Source organism: Flavobacterium sp. GCM10023249 (assembly GCF_042653365.1).
Lineage (GTDB): Bacteria > Bacteroidota > Bacteroidia > Flavobacteriales > Flavobacteriaceae > Flavobacterium.
This window is the reverse complement of record NZ_JBHSHZ010000022.1, coordinates 1-18886: the sequence shown is the minus strand read 5'-3', so window position 1 is coordinate 18886 and position 18886 is coordinate 1. Positions and strand designations below refer to the sequence as shown.

At 35.7% G+C, this 18886-nt stretch carries 14 protein-coding genes; 11 read left to right on the top strand and 3 right to left on the bottom strand.

The genetic code is table 11. The features are described from left to right. Nucleotides 1-93: 93 nt before the first annotated feature. From ACFO7M_RS16090 to ACFO7M_RS16080, 3 genes are read left to right on the top strand one after another with little or no spacing between them, the layout of a single operon-like run. Nucleotides 94-636 (top strand): RNA polymerase sigma factor, encoded by a 543-nt coding sequence (locus tag ACFO7M_RS16090; protein WP_379713022.1) that lies wholly within the window; start codon nucleotides 94-96, stop codon nucleotides 634-636. 30 nt (nucleotides 637-666) lie between these two features. Then, nucleotides 667-1056 (top strand): hypothetical protein, encoded by a 390-nt coding sequence (locus ACFO7M_RS16085; RefSeq protein WP_379736860.1) that lies wholly within the window; start codon nucleotides 667-669, stop codon nucleotides 1054-1056. 1 nt (nucleotide 1057) lies between these two features. Then, nucleotides 1058-1513, top strand: a complete 456-nt coding sequence (locus ACFO7M_RS16080) for a sensor of ECF-type sigma factor (RefSeq protein ID WP_379713026.1) — start codon at nucleotides 1058-1060, stop codon at nucleotides 1511-1513. Between the two features lie 26 nt (nucleotides 1514-1539). On the opposite strand, the gene ACFO7M_RS16075 is transcribed toward ACFO7M_RS16080, so the two are convergent. Next, a complete protein-coding gene (locus ACFO7M_RS16075; RefSeq protein WP_379736859.1) occupies nucleotides 1540-2595 on the bottom strand; it encodes a WD40/YVTN/BNR-like repeat-containing protein in 1056 nt (351 codons plus the stop codon). Between the two features lie 112 nt (nucleotides 2596-2707). On the opposite strand from ACFO7M_RS16075, the gene ACFO7M_RS16070 reads away from it, so the two are divergent. The 3 genes from ACFO7M_RS16070 to ACFO7M_RS16060 all read left to right on the top strand — a co-directional run bounded on the left by ACFO7M_RS16070 (nucleotide 2708) and on the right by ACFO7M_RS16060 (nucleotide 6009). After that, nucleotides 2708-4681 carry a KUP/HAK/KT family potassium transporter gene (locus ACFO7M_RS16070; protein ID WP_379713030.1) on the top strand — a complete coding sequence of 658 codons (1974 nt, stop codon included), beginning with the start codon at nucleotides 2708-2710 and terminating at the stop codon, nucleotides 4679-4681. Next, a complete protein-coding gene (locus tag ACFO7M_RS16065; protein ID WP_379736857.1) occupies nucleotides 4682-5545 on the top strand; it encodes a bestrophin family protein in 864 nt (287 codons plus the stop codon). A gap of 113 nt (nucleotides 5546-5658) precedes the next feature. Further along, a complete protein-coding gene (locus tag ACFO7M_RS16060) occupies nucleotides 5659-6009 on the top strand; it encodes a hypothetical protein (protein WP_379736855.1) in 351 nt (116 codons plus the stop codon). A 24-nt stretch (nucleotides 6010-6033) separates the two neighbouring features. On the opposite strand, the gene ACFO7M_RS16055 is transcribed toward ACFO7M_RS16060, so the two are convergent. Then, nucleotides 6034-8013, bottom strand: a complete 1980-nt coding sequence (locus ACFO7M_RS16055; RefSeq protein ID WP_379736854.1) for an endonuclease — start codon at nucleotides 8011-8013, stop codon at nucleotides 6034-6036. Nucleotides 8014-8192: 179 nt separating this feature from the next. On the opposite strand from ACFO7M_RS16055, the gene ACFO7M_RS16050 reads away from it, so the two are divergent. The 5 genes from ACFO7M_RS16050 (at nucleotide 8193) to ACFO7M_RS16030 (ending at nucleotide 15923) form a co-directional block, all read left to right on the top strand. Next, nucleotides 8193-11024: an aminopeptidase gene (locus ACFO7M_RS16050; protein WP_379736852.1), complete on the top strand. Its 2832-nt coding sequence runs from the start codon at nucleotides 8193-8195 to the stop codon at nucleotides 11022-11024. A 182-nt stretch (nucleotides 11025-11206) separates the two neighbouring features. Next, a complete protein-coding gene (locus ACFO7M_RS16045) occupies nucleotides 11207-13609 on the top strand; it encodes an alpha-ketoacid dehydrogenase subunit alpha/beta (protein ID WP_379713040.1) in 2403 nt (800 codons plus the stop codon). 271 nt (nucleotides 13610-13880) lie between these two features. Continuing rightward, nucleotides 13881-15002 carry an ATP-binding protein gene (locus ACFO7M_RS16040; RefSeq protein WP_379736851.1) on the top strand — a complete coding sequence of 374 codons (1122 nt, stop codon included), beginning with the start codon at nucleotides 13881-13883 and terminating at the stop codon, nucleotides 15000-15002. Next, on the top strand, nucleotides 14989-15405 hold the full coding sequence (locus tag ACFO7M_RS16035; RefSeq protein WP_379713044.1) for a response regulator: 417 nt from the start codon (nucleotides 14989-14991) through the stop codon (nucleotides 15403-15405). Before ACFO7M_RS16040 ends, ACFO7M_RS16035 begins: the two co-directional genes overlap by 14 nt. A gap of 68 nt (nucleotides 15406-15473) precedes the next feature. After that, nucleotides 15474-15923, top strand: coding sequence for a hypothetical protein (locus ACFO7M_RS16030; protein ID WP_379736849.1), 450 nt, complete (start codon nucleotides 15474-15476; stop codon nucleotides 15921-15923). Between the two features lie 32 nt (nucleotides 15924-15955). Here the strand turns inward: ACFO7M_RS16030 and ACFO7M_RS16025 are convergent. Then, the coding region (locus tag ACFO7M_RS16025; protein WP_379736847.1) for a T9SS type A sorting domain-containing protein at nucleotides 15956-18886 on the bottom strand (2931 nt) is incomplete at its 5' end.

The following is an 18886-nucleotide window of genomic DNA, read 5'->3' as shown; positions in this document are numbered from 1 at the left end:
TTGGAAAGGCCAAAGATACAAAGCGAAATATTTTTTCCACATGATAGTTAAACCTTTTTCAATATCTTTAGTCTTATCTGAAAATCAGTCAAATTGCAGGACGAAAAAATATTCATAGCCGAATTATTAAATCCCAAAACGCAGAACGAAGCGTTTCGAAAATTGGTACGCGAATACCAGCGTCCGCTGTATAGTCACATTCGGAATATGGTTTTAAGTCACGATGATGCAGATGATGTTTTACAAAATACGTTCGTAAAAGTTTTTCAAAATCTCAAATCATTCAAAGGAGAAAGCAAATTGTATTCATGGGTGTATCGAATTGCAACAAATGAAGCCATTACTTTTATCAATACAAGAGCAAAAAAAAGTGGTATTTCGAGTAGCGAACTGAAAGACAGTCTGATTAACAAACTGGAAGCTGATGTGGATTATGACGGTAATGAAATTCAATTAAAACTACAAAAAGCAGTAGCTACATTACCCGAAAAACAGCAATTGGTTTTTAAAATGAAATACTTTGAAGAAATGAAATATGAGGAAATGTCGGAAGTATTAGAGACATCGGTTGGCGCTCTAAAAGCATCTTATTTCCATGCTGTTAAAAAAATCGAAGAATTTTTAAATTCCAATTAAACCTTTTACTATTAATTTTGTCTTACGAATATGAAGAAGTTTGATTTACATAACGATCCAAAAATTGAAAGCGGTTTTACAATCCCAGACAATTACTTTGATACCTTCGAAGAACGATTGATGCAACAACTTCCGTTTGAAGAAAATAACACCAAAGTAATTCAATTGTGGCAACGAAAATCATTCTGGATTTCGAGTGTTGCAGCGGTTTTCCTACTCAGCTTTGGTATTTGGACTTATTTTGCGCAAACGAATGCGAACAATATGATTTCATCAAGTGAATATTTGGCCTATGAAAATGATTTAACCACTGAAGATATTGCTGAACATTTGACCGACGAAGATATTGCTTCCTTAGAAAATGAAATGCAGCTTTATGATACCAAAACAGAAACCTACATCAACGAATATTTGAATTAAAATGAAAAAAATATATACACTACTTTTATTATTAGCAACACTTGTAACTTATAGTCAAGATGCAGAAGATCGAATTGAGCGAATCAAAGCGCTCCGAATAGCCTATATTTCAGATAAGTTACAACTGACTCCGGATGAAGCTCAGAAATTCTGGCCAATTTTCAATCAGTTTGATGATAGACAATCTGAATTACAGAAGCAAAAGCGACAATTAATGATGAAACTGCGTCCGGAAAATGCGAGTACGCTTTCAGAAAAAGAATCAGCAAAACTGATGGAAGAAGACGAGCGTCTGGAAAATGACATTCAAAATAGCCGCCGACAGTTGGTTAAGGAATTACAAGGTGTTATTCCAAACCAAAAAATCTTAATGCTACGTCAGATTGAAGTAGAATTCAAACAAAAACTATTGAAACAAATTCAAAAACGCAGGGAAGGCGGAAGATTTAGAAGATAAAAAAGAGTCGTTTGACTCTTTTTTTTTTACTGAAATGTCAATTTTACAATTCTGTTTTTACCTGTAGCAATAGCCGATTTATTGTCTATACATCGTATCGTCAAAAAATCTGTATCCTTACTCAATTGCTTCCATTTAGTTCCACCGTCTCGTGAATAGAATACACCATTTGCGCCAACTTGAACGATGGCTTTACCATTACTTTTTGGCAAATATTGAATACAGGAAGCATATCCAAAGGCTTGATTTTCTGCAACCAATTGCCAAGTTTTGCCTCCATCGGTAGTAATCGCTTTATTTTTAAAATTTTGTTCCAACTTCTGATAATTTCCTCCCGCAATGATACCCGTTTTTTCATCATAAAAATCAGCACAAAAGGCACCAGTCATCGCTTCGCCTTGCACTATAGGTGTATTGTACGTTGACCAATTGTTACCTTTATCTTCAGAAACCGAAACTCTAGATTTCTTCCCTCCAGATACCATAAACATAGAATTTCCTCTTAAAATCAAGTTGGTATTGCTGGCGGCAAAAAAAGCTTCTCCATCTTCAAATTTTGGCAAGTTATCGCAGGAAACTTTTTGCCAAGTTTCACCACCGTCAGAGGTTTTGATAAATGAAGGGCAATTTTCGGTTGGATCACCAATAGCAAAACCTTCACTATCATTTAAAAACTGCATACTGTCGTAAAATACTTTTGGATGTTTTTCTTCGTATACCAGTTTGATTTCTTTAGTTTCCTTATCAATACGATAGAGCAATGCCGGATTCGCTACTGTGAGTATAAAAATATATTTTTTGGTTTGTGCGCTGCTTCTAAATTCCAATTTCAAATTCTCACGTTCGATAAGTCCATTATATTTATCATTTGGATTTTTCAAATCAATTGCTCCAAACTTTCCAAAGTTACCTGCGTACCAAACCTTTTCATTATCGATAAGAATTGCTCTTGAACTTACCTTCTCATTCAAAATTGTATCAATACGGACGCTAGTAAATTTGGGGTTAGCCATATAGCTCTTATCAGCTGAACAAGAGAGGGTTAAAACGACAATAAACAATATAATGATTCCTTTTTTCATTTTATAACGAACTAATTAACAATATTTTGTAAAATTAGGTTTATAATTTTTAAATAAAAAGACTTTAGGATTCTTAAAATGTTATAATTTTGGTGTTTTAAATCAAATTTTAATGAGTTCTTCAAATCATCACGATCTTCATAGTAAGTTCACTTTTGCAGGAGTTTTAATCACATTAGGAATTATTTATGGAGACATTGGAACATCGCCTTTGTACGTAATGAAAGCCATAATAGGTACGCATGCTATTGCAACAGACGTTGTTCTTGGCGGTATTTCTGCTATTTTCTGGACACTTACTTTACAGACCACTCTAAAATATGTTATCATAACCCTTTCGGCAGATAACAACGGCGAAGGTGGAATTTTTGCGCTCTATGCACTGGTTAGACGTACTAAAATAAAATGGTTAATTGTTCCTGCCATTATTGGTGGATCGGCACTTTTGGCAGATGGTATCATTACTCCTCCTATTTCTGTATCTTCGGCAGTGGAAGGATTGAAGACCTATTATCCAGAACTTAATACAGTTCCAATTGTAATTGCCATTTTGTGTGTATTGTTTATCATTCAGCAATTCGGAACCAGTTTAGTAGGTAAGTTTTTTGCGCCAATGATGACGATTTGGTTCGGTATGTTAGCGGTATTGGGCGTTATCCAAATTAGTCATAATACTGATGTTTTGTGTGCTGTTAATCCTTACTATGCTATTCACTTATTAAAAATACATCCTGAAGGGTTTTATGTTTTAGGCTTTGTTTTCTTATGTACAACGGGAGCTGAGGCCTTGTATTCCGACATGGGACATTGTGGAAGAAAAAACATTCGTATCAGTTGGATTTTTGTAAAAGTTGCTTTGTTATTGAACTATTTCGGGCAAGGTGCTTACTTAATCAAACACGAAGGTGAAGTATTGACAAGCATCAATGCGAACAATGTGAATCCGTTTTATTTTATCATGCCGGATTGGTTTTTACCTTTCGGAATCGTAATTGCAACAATGGCTGCAGTTATTGCTTCCCAGGCTTTAATCTCGGGATCATTTACATTGATCAATGAAGCTATGCGTTTGAGTTTTTGGCCAAAAGTTACAATTAAATACCCAACCGATTTAAAAGGACAATTGTACATTCCTTCGATTAACTGGTTATTATTAGCAGGCTGTATTGGAATTGTATTGTACTTCAAAGAATCGGGTAAAATGGAAGCAGCATATGGTTTGGCAATCGTATTATGTATGATTATGACTACCTTATTATTGATGTACTACATGGTAATGAAACGTATTGCTAGTTATATCATTATCCCTATCATTTTATTGTATTTAGCAATTGAATTCAGTTTCTTAGTTGCTTGTTTGGATAAATTCGCTCATGGTGGATATGTTACTTTAATCATTGCATCAGTATTGATATTTGTAATGACCATTTGGCATACGGCAAAACGTATCAGTAAAGAATATACGAAAATTGTAAAAATTGACCATTACAAAAAAGTATTGGCCGAGTTAAGTGTGGATCTTACCATCCCGAAATATGCTACACATTTAGTATATATGACGAATGCCAACCGTGTTGATGAAATAGAAGAGAAAGTGATGTACTCGATCTTACAAAAAAGACCGAAAAGAGCAGATATGTATTGGTTCATTCACGTGAATGTAACTAATGAACCGTATAGAAAAGAATACAAAGTAACCGAAATTTTGAAAGACGATTTGTATCGAATTGATTTCAATCTTGGTTTCAGGGAACCTACCAAAATCAATTTGATGTTCAAAGAAGTAATCAAAGACATGGTAGCGAAGGGAGAAGTAGATATCACTAGCCGTTACGAATCGTTACATAAGAATAACATTATTGGTGACTTTAAGTTTGTACTTTCTGAGAAATTCCTTTCGTACGACAGCTTTATGAGTTATTATGAGAAGTTCATTATGAACGCGTATTTCTTCTTCAAGAAATTCTCATTATCTGAGGAAAGAGCTTTCGGTTTAGATAGTAGTTCTGTAAAAGTGGAAAAATTCCCAATGGTACTTCATGCTCCAGAGAAAATTGAAATGACTAGAGTTTATAGACAAGAATAGATGATTTCATATAATACGAAAGACTGGTTTACCTTTATTTTTAAATTCCACAAAGCAGATACTTTCAGAGCATTATTGCCTTTGATTATTAGCATTGCTATTTATTGTGGTGTTATTGCATATCTCGAGATTGAGTATTTTAAATTAGCAGAAACAAGTCATGTAAAGAACATTACCATGATGCACAGCATGCTGGGTTTTGTGATTTCATTGTTGTTGGTTTTTAGAACGAATACTGCTTACGATCGTTGGTGGGAAGGAAGAAAACAATGGGGAGCGTTAGTAAATAACTGTCGGAATTTAGCGGTAAAATTATCAGGAATTTTAGAAACTAAAGAAGACAAACTATTTTTCAGAAAAACCATTCCTTATTATGCGTATGCATTGAATTTGCATTTGAAAGACGAACAAATAAGTCAGGAGCTTTTTGAAGAATTCAATATTAATGTTGAGCACAAGAAGCACAAACCGAATCAGATTGTTAAGTTACTTTTCAAAAAGCTGAATGAACTGAAAAAGCAGGGAAAAATATCCGACGAGCAGTTGTTGATTTTAAATCCTGAAATTACCGCATTACTTGATATTTGCGGAGCATGTGAACGTATCAAAAACACTCCTATTCCGTTTTCTTATAGTGTCTTTTTGAAGAAGTTCATTTTCTTTTATGTCATGACCTTACCCTTTGGATATGTTTTCAGTTTAGGGTATTATACCATACCTGTCGTTATTTTCATATTCTATGTTTTGGCGAGTTTGGAATTAATTGCTGAAGAAATTGAAGATCCTTTCGGGAATGATGAAAATGACTTACCGACAGAAAGAATAGCGGAAAACATTAAGAAAAATATTGAAGAGATTTTGTAAAAATTCCAAGATCAAAATTCCAAATTCTAATTGATAAAAGAAAATCCTTTTTTGTACTGAGAAAATTTCTTTGTGCAGGAAGGGATTTTCTTTTGACAGGAAGAAATTCCAACTTGACAGAAGGAAGATTCTATTTGTCAGGAGCTAATTTTCATTTGACAGGAGCAAGAATCCTTTTGACAGGAGCAAGAATCCTTTTGACAGGAACAAATTCCAACTTGACAGAAGCAAGATTCTATTTGTCAGGAGCTAATTTTCATTTGACAGGAGCAAGAATCCTTTTGACAGAAGCAAGAATTCTTTTGACAGAAGCAAAAATCCTTTTGACAGAAGCAAGAATCCTTTTGACAGAAGCAAGAATTCTTTTGACAGAAGCAAAAATCCTTTTGACAGGAGTTCATTTTCTTTTGGCAGTTATATCATTTACCAAAAAAGAAAGAGCCCCGAAAGATCAGGACTCTTAGTATTCAAATTTCACAAAAACAGTACTATCTAACGATTAACTTTTTCACGATTGCTTTATTGGCTTCGGTAACTTTCACCATATAAATCCCGCTTGACAAGTTCAAATTTAGTTGAGCATCCGGAGTGTATTCGCCTTCAAACATTTTCATACCTGAAATCGAATAGATTTCAACTGTAGCGATTTCTTTCAATCCGCTGATAGAGATAACATCTTTGGCAGGATTTGGATATACATTCACCTTCCAAGTTGATCCAAAATCATCATTCGAAAGAGACGAATACCAGGTTTCCCCTACTCTACTTCCGAAAACGAAATCGGCCAGCAAAGGATAATCCACGAAAGGGTTTCTATTTCTTTGCCAATTGTAGATTACATTATTATGATTCATTTCAAAATCATCGGCTTTATCAGTAGCATTCCAAGTTAGCAAAGTTGCCAAATCACCAATATTTCCAGTTGGTTCACCAGGAAAACCATTAACAACATTCAAACCGTTGTAACGTACCGCCATATAAAATAAAGATCGTGCCACATCACCTCTCCAGCTACCTGAAGTACCGGCAGGACCGTTATAATCGTCGGTACCTGTTGGGTCTACCCCATAATTTTTATTATTACGGGACGTATTTTCCTGACTGTCTTCGGCACGCAAATGATGACCGTCGGCACCACCTGCCATAATATCATTGGCATCAGTACTAGTCCATACATCGATACCATCGTTAGGCAACATATCGTCTAAGAAGAAATTTCCTCGGGACTGACAGTAAATATGTTCACGATTCCACTTTCCGACACCACTAGGTCCAGATTGTTGGTCCAATTTCGATCTTGGTTGTTCAACATACATCAACCAAACCTGACTGCTGTTTAGAGGATTTTGATCGGCTTCTTTCAACATATCCCAAACTTCAGCATAGTTATGTTCTCTCACCACCGCCGGATTCGCAATAATGTCTTGAATAGCCTGTTTGAGTTGGTTACCCGATTTACCTTCCAACGAATCATAATAACCTGCCGGAGTTAAATTGGGACACAAACCGTACGTTGGAGCGTTGGGTGGTCCCCAAGGCTTGATCTCATAATCGTTATCATGAATTCGTACTTCAATATTATCATTTGATTTAGTATATCCATTTGGTAATGCCCCCAATTTAATAATTAAGGTTTCATCGCCTTCATTGATGGCATCATCAACCAAAGCAACAACTCGGCTTACCGAATTGGCACCCACTGGAATTGTTACATTTAGATTGGCAGTATAATCTGCAGTAGTGAAACTTCCATTTGCTAATGTATACGTAAAATCAAGATTAGAACCAGTAACATTTGAAGTCAACGAAAATTGAATGGTAAAGCTATTGGGTTCGGTTTGTTCACCAGTAGGAGAAATCGTTACAGTCATTGTATTGAACACGACACCCGATCCATCGTTAGGAACATCTGGAGTTGGTGTTTTTGTTTCGTAAGTACCATCCTCTTTTCTCTGAATTGAATTCACATCACTTGGACTAGCTGCACTAATGTATTCATCATAAGCGATTGAAACCCCCAGTGCAGTCATGAGACTCGTTGGATTCGCATCGTTTGTTTTATGTACCAAAGCATCGATCAGATTGTTTGTATTGGCCACGGTAGTTCCGTTGATAAAATCGGAAGGATTACCCAAATATAAACCCACAGCATCGGGGCCGTTTTGAATAGTATTATTATTGATTACACGATCCGGTGACGGGCTTACTGCCGAATTACCGAGAGTGACGATACCATTAACATCTGTGGTAAGACCATCCAAATCTAATGACATGTAGGCTGTATCTGCGTTACCTGCATTAAAAAAGACCAAAACATAACCATCGAGAGAAAAATTAGGTGTGGTGCTTTTCAGTTCAATAAATTCTAAGACATCAGTACTAGGCGTATCGGCATCCAATTCATTGATAACCACCTGACCGAAAGACACATTACAAAAAAGTAATAAGAAGAGTATTTTTTTCACCATATCCTTTAAATTTGGGAAGAGCAATTTAGACAAAAGCAAAGATTTAGCGTATTAATTACCGTTAAATTATCAATAAATCACAACTACAACGTTGTAGTTGTAAAATTCATCAGAAAAAACTTATATTTTTTATGACTGTTATCTGCATTTTTAATGTTACATTGCATTTATTTTGAAAATTGAAGATTAGCCTAACTAAAATATACTTTATACTACTTGTACTGAATTCGGTTATTGGATTGAGTCAACAAAATGTGAACGCTGTTTTGACATTAGACAGTGAAACAGGACATTTACTCGTTGTACAGGATATAGCCTTTGTCAATACCTCTGAAAAACCCATTGACCATTTGATTATAAATGATTGGAATCATGCGTATTCGGATAAAGATTCCCATTTAGGGCGAAGATTTTCCGATGAGTTTTCCAGAAATTTTCATCTTTCCAGAGAACGCGAGAGAGGTTTTACGACCATCAAAACGATTAGTATCAACAATACAGAAACATTTTGGAGAAGAGTAAATAATCAAATTGATTTAATAGAAATTCCGTTACAACAAAAATTAAATCCAGCGGAGGCGGTAAACATCCATTTGGAATATATTCTAAAACTTCCTGAAGCTAAGTTTACCAGATACGGCATTGACAAAGGGAATTACTATCTGAAGGATTTTTTGCTGAATATCGCACGCATTGATACGAATGGGAATTCGGTCCAATATAGCAATGAAAACATCGATGATGCATCGTACGAGAAAACAGATTTTGCCCGATTAAAATTAGTAGTACCTATAGAATATGTAGCCTCTACTAATTTAACTTTACTAACAGAAAACAATACGACACAAAAAGAATTGCTATTCGAAGGTCAGCACTTAAACGACATTCAAATAATCATTGAAAAGAAGAAAACATTTGAATCCTACCGAAATGAGAAAGCAGAAGTAGAAACCAATCTGTACGATTCCAAAATTACGGAATATCAAAAAGCACTAATTATAGACAAAGTCATCAATTTTACGGCAGCGAATTTAGGCGAAACACTCCCATCGAAATTCCTTATAACCCAAGCCGAATATGACAGAAATCCCTTTTACGGTCTAAATCAGCTACCTAATTTTCTGAGTCCGTTTCCAAATTCCTTTCTTTTTGAGCTCAAATTCCTAAAAACCTACACCGGAAATTATTTACGTCAAAATTTGAATATTGATTTCAGGAAAGATCATCATCTTTTCGACGCCATTCAAACCTATTTACTGATGACTTACATTGAAGAGAACTATCCTGATTTGAAGTTATTGGGCGGTTTGGGTCAGCTCAAAATCATAAAAGGTTACCAGGTTGCCAAAGCCAATTTCAATGACCAATACCAATTACTTTATATGCTTATGGCCCGAAAAAATTTGGATCAGAGCCTCGTGACCTCTAAAGAAAACCTTGTCAAATTTAACGAGCAAATAGCCAATAAATACAAAGCCGGTATTGCTTATTCGTTTCTAAGAAAATATTTAAGAAATAATGGTGTTGAGGCAGGTTTCAAAGCATTTTTTAACGTAAACAAACAACAAAAAACTACTGCCGAAGATTTTAAAGTACAACTGACAAAAAATGCGGGTGCAGATATTACTTGGTTCTTTGACAACATTGTTACAGCTCCAGACCAGATTGATGTTACCTTTGGCGAAGTCAAAAAAAACGGAGATGATCTTACAGTTGAAGTACAAAACAAAACCCATTTGGCGGTTCCGTTTTCTTTATCGGGATTTAAAAAACGAAAGAAAGTATTTGAACAGTGGTATTCGCCCACAGCATCGGATACCACCATCACTATACAAAACACAGATGTTGACAAAATCATCTTAAATCATAAAAATGATATTCCTGAAATCAATAACCGTAATAACTTCAAGTCATTGAAAGGTTTTTTCAGTCTCAACAAACCTATTAAGTTTTCTTTCCTGAAAGACATTGAAAATCCGGCCTATTTTCAAATTTTTTATGTTCCCGAAATTGGATTCAATGTATATGATGGTGCCATCGTTTCGTTGAGTTTCAACAATAAAGCGCTCATTGAAAAACCTTTTTCATTTACGGTTAGTCCAAGTTTTTCAACCAATACAGGTTCGGTTACCGGTTTTGGTATTGCGAATTTTACACAACAAAGAAAAAATTCCGATCTGTTTCAAATACGCTATTCATTAGGTAGTGCCTATTTTCATTACATCCAAGATGCCAGTTATTTAAGAGTAACACCGTCTGTCTTATTCAAATTTAGAAATAATGACAATTTAAGAGATAACTTCTGGCAGAGCATTAGTTTGAGACAAGTAACGGTAAGCAAAGAATCCAGTCCATTATTGGTTAATGATTTGAATCCGTTACACTATTCGGTGTTTGATCTCAGATATGGAATTGGTGACGGTGAAACAGCCAAAACCTATAGCCTTTCGGGTAATTTACAATTTTCGGATCAATTTGGAAAGTTTACTATTGAAGGTATCTATCGAAAACTTTTTGAAAACAATTACCAACTTGGGTTACGTTTTTATACGGGTACATTCTTATACAAAAGAACGACAACCGATTACTTCAATTTTGCACTAGACAGACCCAAAGATTATTTGTTTGACTACCAATATTATGGGCGTTCGGAAAATTCAGGAATTTTCAGTCAACAGATCATACTTGCCGAAGGAGGCTTCAAGTCAAAATTCATTAATCCATACGCCAATCAATGGATTTCAACAGTAAATACTACTTCCTCGATTTGGAAATGGATACAATTGTACGGAGATGCAGGATTTTATAAAAATAAAGGCAGTAAAGCCCAATTTGTCTATGATAGCGGAATTCATTTCAATCTAGTACCCGATTATTTTGAGTTGTTTTTTCCATTATATTCATCCAACGGATTTGAACCGTCTCAAAACAATTATCCTCAGAAAATCAGATTTATGGCTACATTAAATCCAAAAACGCTAATAAATCTTTTTACCAGAAAATGGTTTTAATAGTTAAAAAAACACACCGATTATTAAATATAATTTAACAAATAACTGTTTTTTATTGAATTATTAAAATAAAACCTTTTATATAAACATTCTTTATAAGAATTATTCAATTACTTTTTTTTCAGTAAGATTAGAATATATCGTGTTTTTGTTTAAATTTGTCGTAATTACATGTACACAATATGATACAAGTGGAAGATAAAAAAGATTTGACTTTTGAAGATTTCAAAACAGAAGTAATCAACGATTATAAAGTTGCAAGAATTAGTCGCGAATGTAGTCTTTTGGGAAGAAAAGAGGTGCTTACCGGAAAGGCGAAATTCGGAATTTTTGGCGATGGTAAAGAAGTGCCACAGTTGGCTTTGGCCAAAGCATTTCAAAATGGTGATTTCCGTTCCGGATATTACCGTGACCAAACCTTTATGATGGCCATTGGAGCAATGACAATCGAGCAGTTTTTTGCTGGTTTATATGGTCACACCGACTTGAACTTTGACCCTATGAGTGCCGGTCGTCAAATGGGCGGACATTTTGCTACGCATTCATTGGATGAAAAAGGAAACTGGAAAAATCTTACCCAACAAAAAAATTCAAGTGCTGATATCTCTCCTACTGCTGGGCAAATGCCTCGTTTGTTGGGATTGGCTCAGGCATCCAAAATATTCAGAAATGTAGAAGGTATTGACCAGACCAATTTCTCTGATAAAGGAAATGAAGTCGCATGGGGAACTATCGGAAATGCATCGACATCGGAAGGTTTATTCTTTGAAACAATTAATGCTGCCGGTGTTTTACAAGTGCCAATGGTTATGAGTGTTTGGGATGACGAATATGGTATTTCCGTTCACGCCCGTCATCAAACCACCAAAGAAAATATTTCTGAAATCTTAAAAGGATTCCAACGTGATGAAGAGAATAACGGTTATGAGATTATGACCGTTAAAGGATGGGATTATCCGGCTTTAGTGGAAACCTATCAAAAAGCTTCTGCTGTTGCCAGAGCCGAGCATGTTCCGGTATTGATTCATGTGGATGAATTAACACAACCTCAGGGTCACTCTACATCTGGTTCTCATGAGCGTTATAAAAATGCAGAGCGATTAGCATGGGAGGCTGAATTTGACTGTTTGGCTCAGATGCGCAAATGGTTATTGGAAAATAATTTAGCTACTGTAGAAGAGTTAGAAGAAATTGATACCCAGGCTAAAAAAGACGTTTTAGAAGGTAAAAAAGCGGCTTGGATTAATTTTACGACTCCAATCAAAGAAGAAAGAGACGAATTAGTTGCGTTGTTGAATTCAGTAGCAGCTTCTTCAGACAATAAAATATTTATTGAAAAATATGCTGCAGACTTAGCAGCTGTCAAAGAGCCTATTCGTAAAGATTTGATTACTTTGGCACGTAAAGTATTACGCATGATTGTTAAAGAAAGTGGAAAAGCAACTTTGGCATCATGGATTACAGCCTATACAGAAAAAATTCAGCCTAAATTCAGTTCTCACCTATTTTCACAATCTGAAAACAACATTTTTTCTGTTGCGGAAGTAGCACCAACCTATGATGAAACTGCTGAAGAAGTAGATGCTCGTCTGGTTTTAAGAGATAATTTCGATGCCTTATTTTCTAAATACCCGGAAACATTAATTTTCGGTGAAGATTCAGGAAACATTGGAGATGTGAATCAAGGTTTGGAAGGAATGCAGGAAAAATACGGAGAATTCCGTGTTGCCGATGCCGGTATTCGTGAAGCTACGATTTTAGGTCAAGGAATTGGAATGGCTATGCGCGGTTTACGTCCAATTGCTGAAATTCAATATTTAGACTATTTATTGTACGCAATTCAAATCATGAGTGATGATTTAGCTACGTTACAATATAGAACAGCAGGTCGCCAGAAAGCACCATTAATTATCAGAACACGAGGACATCGTTTGGAAGGAATCTGGCATTCAGGTTCACCAATGGGTATGATTATTAATGCTATTCGAGGAATTCATGTTTTAGTTCCTAGAAATATGACCAAAGCAGCCGGTTTTTACAATACATTATTAGAAACTGACGAACCAGCCTTAATTGTTGAATGTCTGAACGGATATCGTTTAAAAGAAAAAATGCCTACCAATTTAGGTGAATTTAAAACGCCAATTGGTGTTGTTGAAACCATCAAAGAAGGTTCTGATATTACTTTAGTTTCTTACGGTTCAACTTTACGCTTAGTGGAGCAAGCTGCTAAAGAATTATTAGAGGTAGGAATTGATGCTGAAATCATTGATATCCAGTCGTTGTTACCATTTGATATTAATCATGATATTGTAAAATCTTTGGCCAAAACTAACCGATTATTAGTGATTGACGAAGACGTTCCGGGAGGAGCTTCAGCATTCCTATTACAACAAATTATCGACGAGCAAAAAGGATACAAATATCTTGACAGTCAACCAGAAACATTGGCTGCGAAAGCACATCGCCCAGCATATGGAACAGACGGAGATTATTTTTCTAAACCTTCTACAGAAGATATATTTGAAAAAGTATATGCTATGATGCACGAAAGCAACCCTTCCAAATATCCTAGTTTATACTAAAGACTTCAAATAACATTTTTTAAAATCTTAGCTAAACACTTCATGAATAGCTAAGATTTTTTATTTATAATCCACTCTGCTTTAACACTTTATACGGCAAAACCTTACAACAAGTAACCCATAATGAATTAATTTTAAGTTGGGTAAGTTACAATTCACATTACATTTATCTCGCAAGTATCATAATAATGTGTTTTTATGATCACTTATGCGCCTTATTAAAAAATCAGCATTCTTATATCCTAATATAAATTTGGCTATCGTGAAAAAAATGCCATATACAGTAAAAGACGGGTTTGATTTAACCCATCAGAAGTACGCCGTTTTCGATAACATGATTGAAGGTGTTCAAGTTATCGACTTCGGCTGGCGTTATTTTTATGTAAACAAATCTATTGTGATTCAAGGTCAATCAACCAAAAAAGAACTTTTAGGACATACGATGATGGAAAAATATCCGGGGATTGAATCTACTGAAATGTTCAAATGTTTACAACAATGTATGATAGAGCGTATTCCTTTGGAAATCCCTTCAGAATTTGATTTCCCGGATGGTTCCAAAGGTTGGTTTGAATTGAGTATACAGCCTGCTCCGGAGGGAATTCTGATACTTTCATCTGATATTACAAAACTTAAGAAAACTGAAGCTGAACTCAAGAGAAAATTAAATGAACGAAATGAATTGCTCACTCAAATATCCAATCAAAAAAAACAATTGGAGGAGTTTTGCCAAATTATATCCCATAATCTGAGAGCGCCACTTTGTAATCTTTTGCTTTTGGGCGAAATGCTTGCCGAAAATCATACTATTGAGGAAAAGCTCAACTATTTTGAGATGCAAAAACCAATCATTGCAAAACTACAGCAAACCTTTGAAGAATTAGTTGACGCTACACAAATCAAAATGGATTCAACCATCAAAAAGAATTTGATTGATTTGGATAGGATTGTTGAGAAAACAAAAGACCAATTTGACGAAGAAATACAATCCACAAGAGCGATTATTACAGTTGATTTTACAGAGGTAAAAAATATTTTCTATTCGAAGAAGTATATTAGTTCTATCATGAAAAATCTTGTCAGTAATGCTTTAAGATACCGATCGCCACTAAGAAGTCCAAAAATACACATCTCCAGTTATAAAAAAGACGATTGGATTTGTATTGAAGTAAAAGATAACGGATTGGGAATTGATCTCAAAAAAAATAAAAATGACGTATTCAAACTTCATAAAACATTCCACGATCATCCAAAAGCAAAAGGTTTTGGGTTATTCATAACCAAAATTCATGTAGAAGCATCAGGTGGCAACATACAGGTAAAAAGTAACATCGATCAAGGAAGTATATTTACAGTTCAACTATATAAAATGGGGAAACATGGGAAAAATTAAAAATGTTTGTTTAATTGATGATGACAAAATTTTTCAGTATCTGACTCACAGAATAATTTCGGATACACATCTTGTGAAAGAAATAGATGTGTTTTCGAATGGATTGGATGCCCTTAAATTTTTAGAATCCGTTAGTGTTGATAAGAAAAAACTGCCGGACATCATTTTATTGGATTTGTTCATGCCTGTAATGGATGGTTGGGGTTTTTTAAAAGCGTATATGGATCTTCAGTCCAAACTGCCCAAAAAAATACCCATCTATATCATCTCCTCTTCTATTGATCCTATTGATATCCAAAAATCAAAATCAATCAATTCTGTAATTGATTTTATAGTGAAACCGATGACAAAAGAAATGTTCTTACAAATCATGCATTCCTATGCACCAAAAAAAATACATTAATATATTATCTGTTTTTTACACCTATATACTATACTCATTTTTAAAGCGTTGTATCTAAAACGTTTTAAATGAAATACAAATTTGCCCTTTTTATGCTATTGCTTGTTATTTCCTGTAAAACTGGAAAGACATCAAATACGGCAGTCATTGTCGAATCCAGCAAAGTAGAAGCTATAAAGAAAAATAGAGCTTTTGATTTAGGAACGCGACTGCTTGAATCTTGTAATACATCTAGATTCAAACCCTTTTCAAAAGAAGAAGCTACAGAAAAAGTTATAGAAAATGCTACGCTAGATAAAATATCAGCTACCTGTAAAAAAATCCGCCAGAGGAATGGAAAATTCAATTTCATCAAACTTATTGATATTACTTATATCAAATCATCCGATGATTATATATTCCGATACAAAATTGATTATGAAAAAAAATATTTCATGCGCGAACTTTCTGTAACAATCAATAAAGAAAATAAGGTATCAGCCATCTCTACCAAAGAAATAAAGCCAAAACCATTATAAAAAGTCCCGCAAAAAGCGGGACTTTCTCAATTTTATTGTTTTACTAGTTTTATTTTTTTTGACATTTTTTCTTGTTCAATTACTGCTAAATAGACTCCGGGTGGCAAATCCTCACCAAAAGAAAACTCTTTCTCGTTTTGTCTTTCTATCAGTTGGACAAATCTTCCGGAAAGATCGAAAACTTTGACTGTTGTCAATCCACTCCAGTCGTTATTAACTTCAAATTGGAATTTGTTATTCGTAGGATTAGGATACACTATAACGCTAAAATCAATTTTCTCATTTTCTTCAATTGGTTGTTCGGACTCCTCTCTTGACGTGGTACTTGATGAAGTTCTTACTTGTAAAGAGCCACCGTTTAGTAGTTGTTCAATGGTTTTGGACTGACTCAAATTCCAATTGCTTGAAAACCAAACACCTCCAGCTTTACGATTTAATGTTATCCCAATCGATTTTTGTGAAATACTATTTCCGTTATCCGTCATTGACATTTGAAATGCTGCACCACCTTCAAGCGCTACAATAGTACCATTTTCCAATTGCTCAACAATATTGGCTTTACTACTAAACTGCGCTTTTGGGAGCGTTATATTCAATAGTGAAATCGCATTGGTTGTAATGATATAGGTATGCAGTTTATTGTCTAAAGTCCCGTCAGGTTTATTGTAACTAGATATATAAATCATTGCCTTACCTTGCGGATTGGTTAATTTGTTATTGAATTGCACATCAAACTGAAATCCTGTTAATTGCCCATTCGCACCTTTCACATAGCCCGAAGAATTGGAATTCAATAGATTTCCACCACCAACAATATAACCTCCTGCAACTGGCTTAGATACCGTTACAATACACTGAGAAAGAGTTGACCATGGATTATTTTCATAGGCACCACTTACTTTCACAGCAATTTGAAAGCTTGCTGCATTGGCCGAACCAATATTCAATTGAACGATAGCGCTAGCTGAACCATAACTTCCATCTGAAACATCTACAAGCCCTACGGGTAAATTTTGAGCACTTGGTATTGGTGACATTGTTGATCCATTTACAATATAAAAACTAACTTTAGCACCTCTTACATCACCTTTCGGAATATTATTATCTTTTATAACAGCTGACATAGTTAAAGTTGCCGTACTCGTGTTTGGTCCAGTTGTCCATGCAAACAAATCGCCAGTATAATATCCAGTTGCGTTATATGGTGCTGCATTTCTAGCAATTACTACAATCGCTTTTTCCTGATAACTGCCTTCATAATTGACATTGCCACTTAAAAACTCTGCTTTTACAATATAATTTCCCGGTAAATTCACAATTTGTTTACTAACCATCGCTTGAACTGATCCGTCCGCTGCACCAGGTATTGGTACTACAGGATAAGTTCCATAATCCACCCCATTTACTGTAAATTTTACTGAACCTGTTAAAGGACTTCCTGAGTTTAATGGAATTATTTTGGCTGTAAAAGTCAGATTATCCATATATCGTACACTCGCTGCGCTAAGTTGAAGACTCAATGCAGTGGTAGCCGAAGTGATTGATGCCGACGTTACAGCAGTTGTATTTGTTAATGTATAATTGTCTTTATCCGCCCCTTCAATAGTAATTCCATTTACATTTACAGTCCATGTTCCCACATTCGAATTGGCAAAATAAGCATTGGCATACAAAGGAATTAAGGCATCACCTGCAATTTTATCAGATGTCAAATTTACTGTTGCTGCAGTTGAACCATCATAAATTTTATTAATTCCTGAAGCTGATACGATTAAATCTTTCGGACTTATAACAACCGATGACGAACCTGAAGCATTATTGTAATTGATACCTCCATTAAAATTCCAAACCGTGGATCCTCCGGGAACATTTCTAAAAGTCGTTACAAAACTCAAACCTGAATTCAAATTGGTTCCCATAATACCGGTTGCAGTTCCTGATACAGTATGGTATTGAGCATCATAAATAGCTGAATACGGCATAATTACTATAGTCGCATCGGCTTTGTTAATCACTATGGCTACATCGCCCGATTCGTCTTCATAATTCGGATTCGAGAACGTCCAATGTGCCGTTCCGCCGGGAACATCAGTAAACGAAGCTCCCAAATCCAATCCGGTTAAAGCCACTCCGCCTACACCCGTTGCTGAGCCCGAAGCACCATGTGCCTGAGCATCATAAACACCAGTGTAACCATTCACAGTTACATTCGCATCGGCTTTGTTAATCACTATGGCTACATCACCCGATTCGTCTTCATAGTTCGGATTCGAGAACGTCCAATGTGCCGTTCCGCCGGGAACATCAGTAAACGAAGCTCCTAAATCCAATCCGGTTAAAGCCACTCCGCCAACACCCGTTGCTGAACCCGAAGCACCATGCGCCTGAGCATCATAAACACCAGTGTAACCATTCACAGTTATGTTAGCATCGGCTTTGTTAATCACTATGGCTACATCGCCCGATTCGTCTTCATAATTCGGATTCGAGAACGTCCAATGTGCCGTTCCTCCTGGAACATCAGTAAACGAAGCTCCTAAATCCAATCCGGTTAAAACCACTCCGCCTACACCCGTTGCTGAGCCCGAAGCACCATGTGCCTGAGCATCATAAACACCAGTGTAACCATTCACAGTTATATTCGCATCGGCTTTGTTAATCACTATGGATACATCGCCCGATTCGTCTTCATAGTTCGGATTCGAGAACGTCCAATGTGCCGTTCCGCCGGGAACATCAGTAAACGAAGCGCCTAAATCCAATCCGGTTAAAACCACTCCGCCTACACCCGTTGCTGAGCCCGAAGCACCATGTGCCTGAGCATCATAAACACCAGTGTAACCATTCACAGTTATATTCGCATCGGCTTTGTTAATCACTATGGCTACATCACCCGATTCGTCTTCATAGTTCGGATTCGAGAACGTCCAATGTGCCGTTCCGCCGGGAACATCAGTAAACGA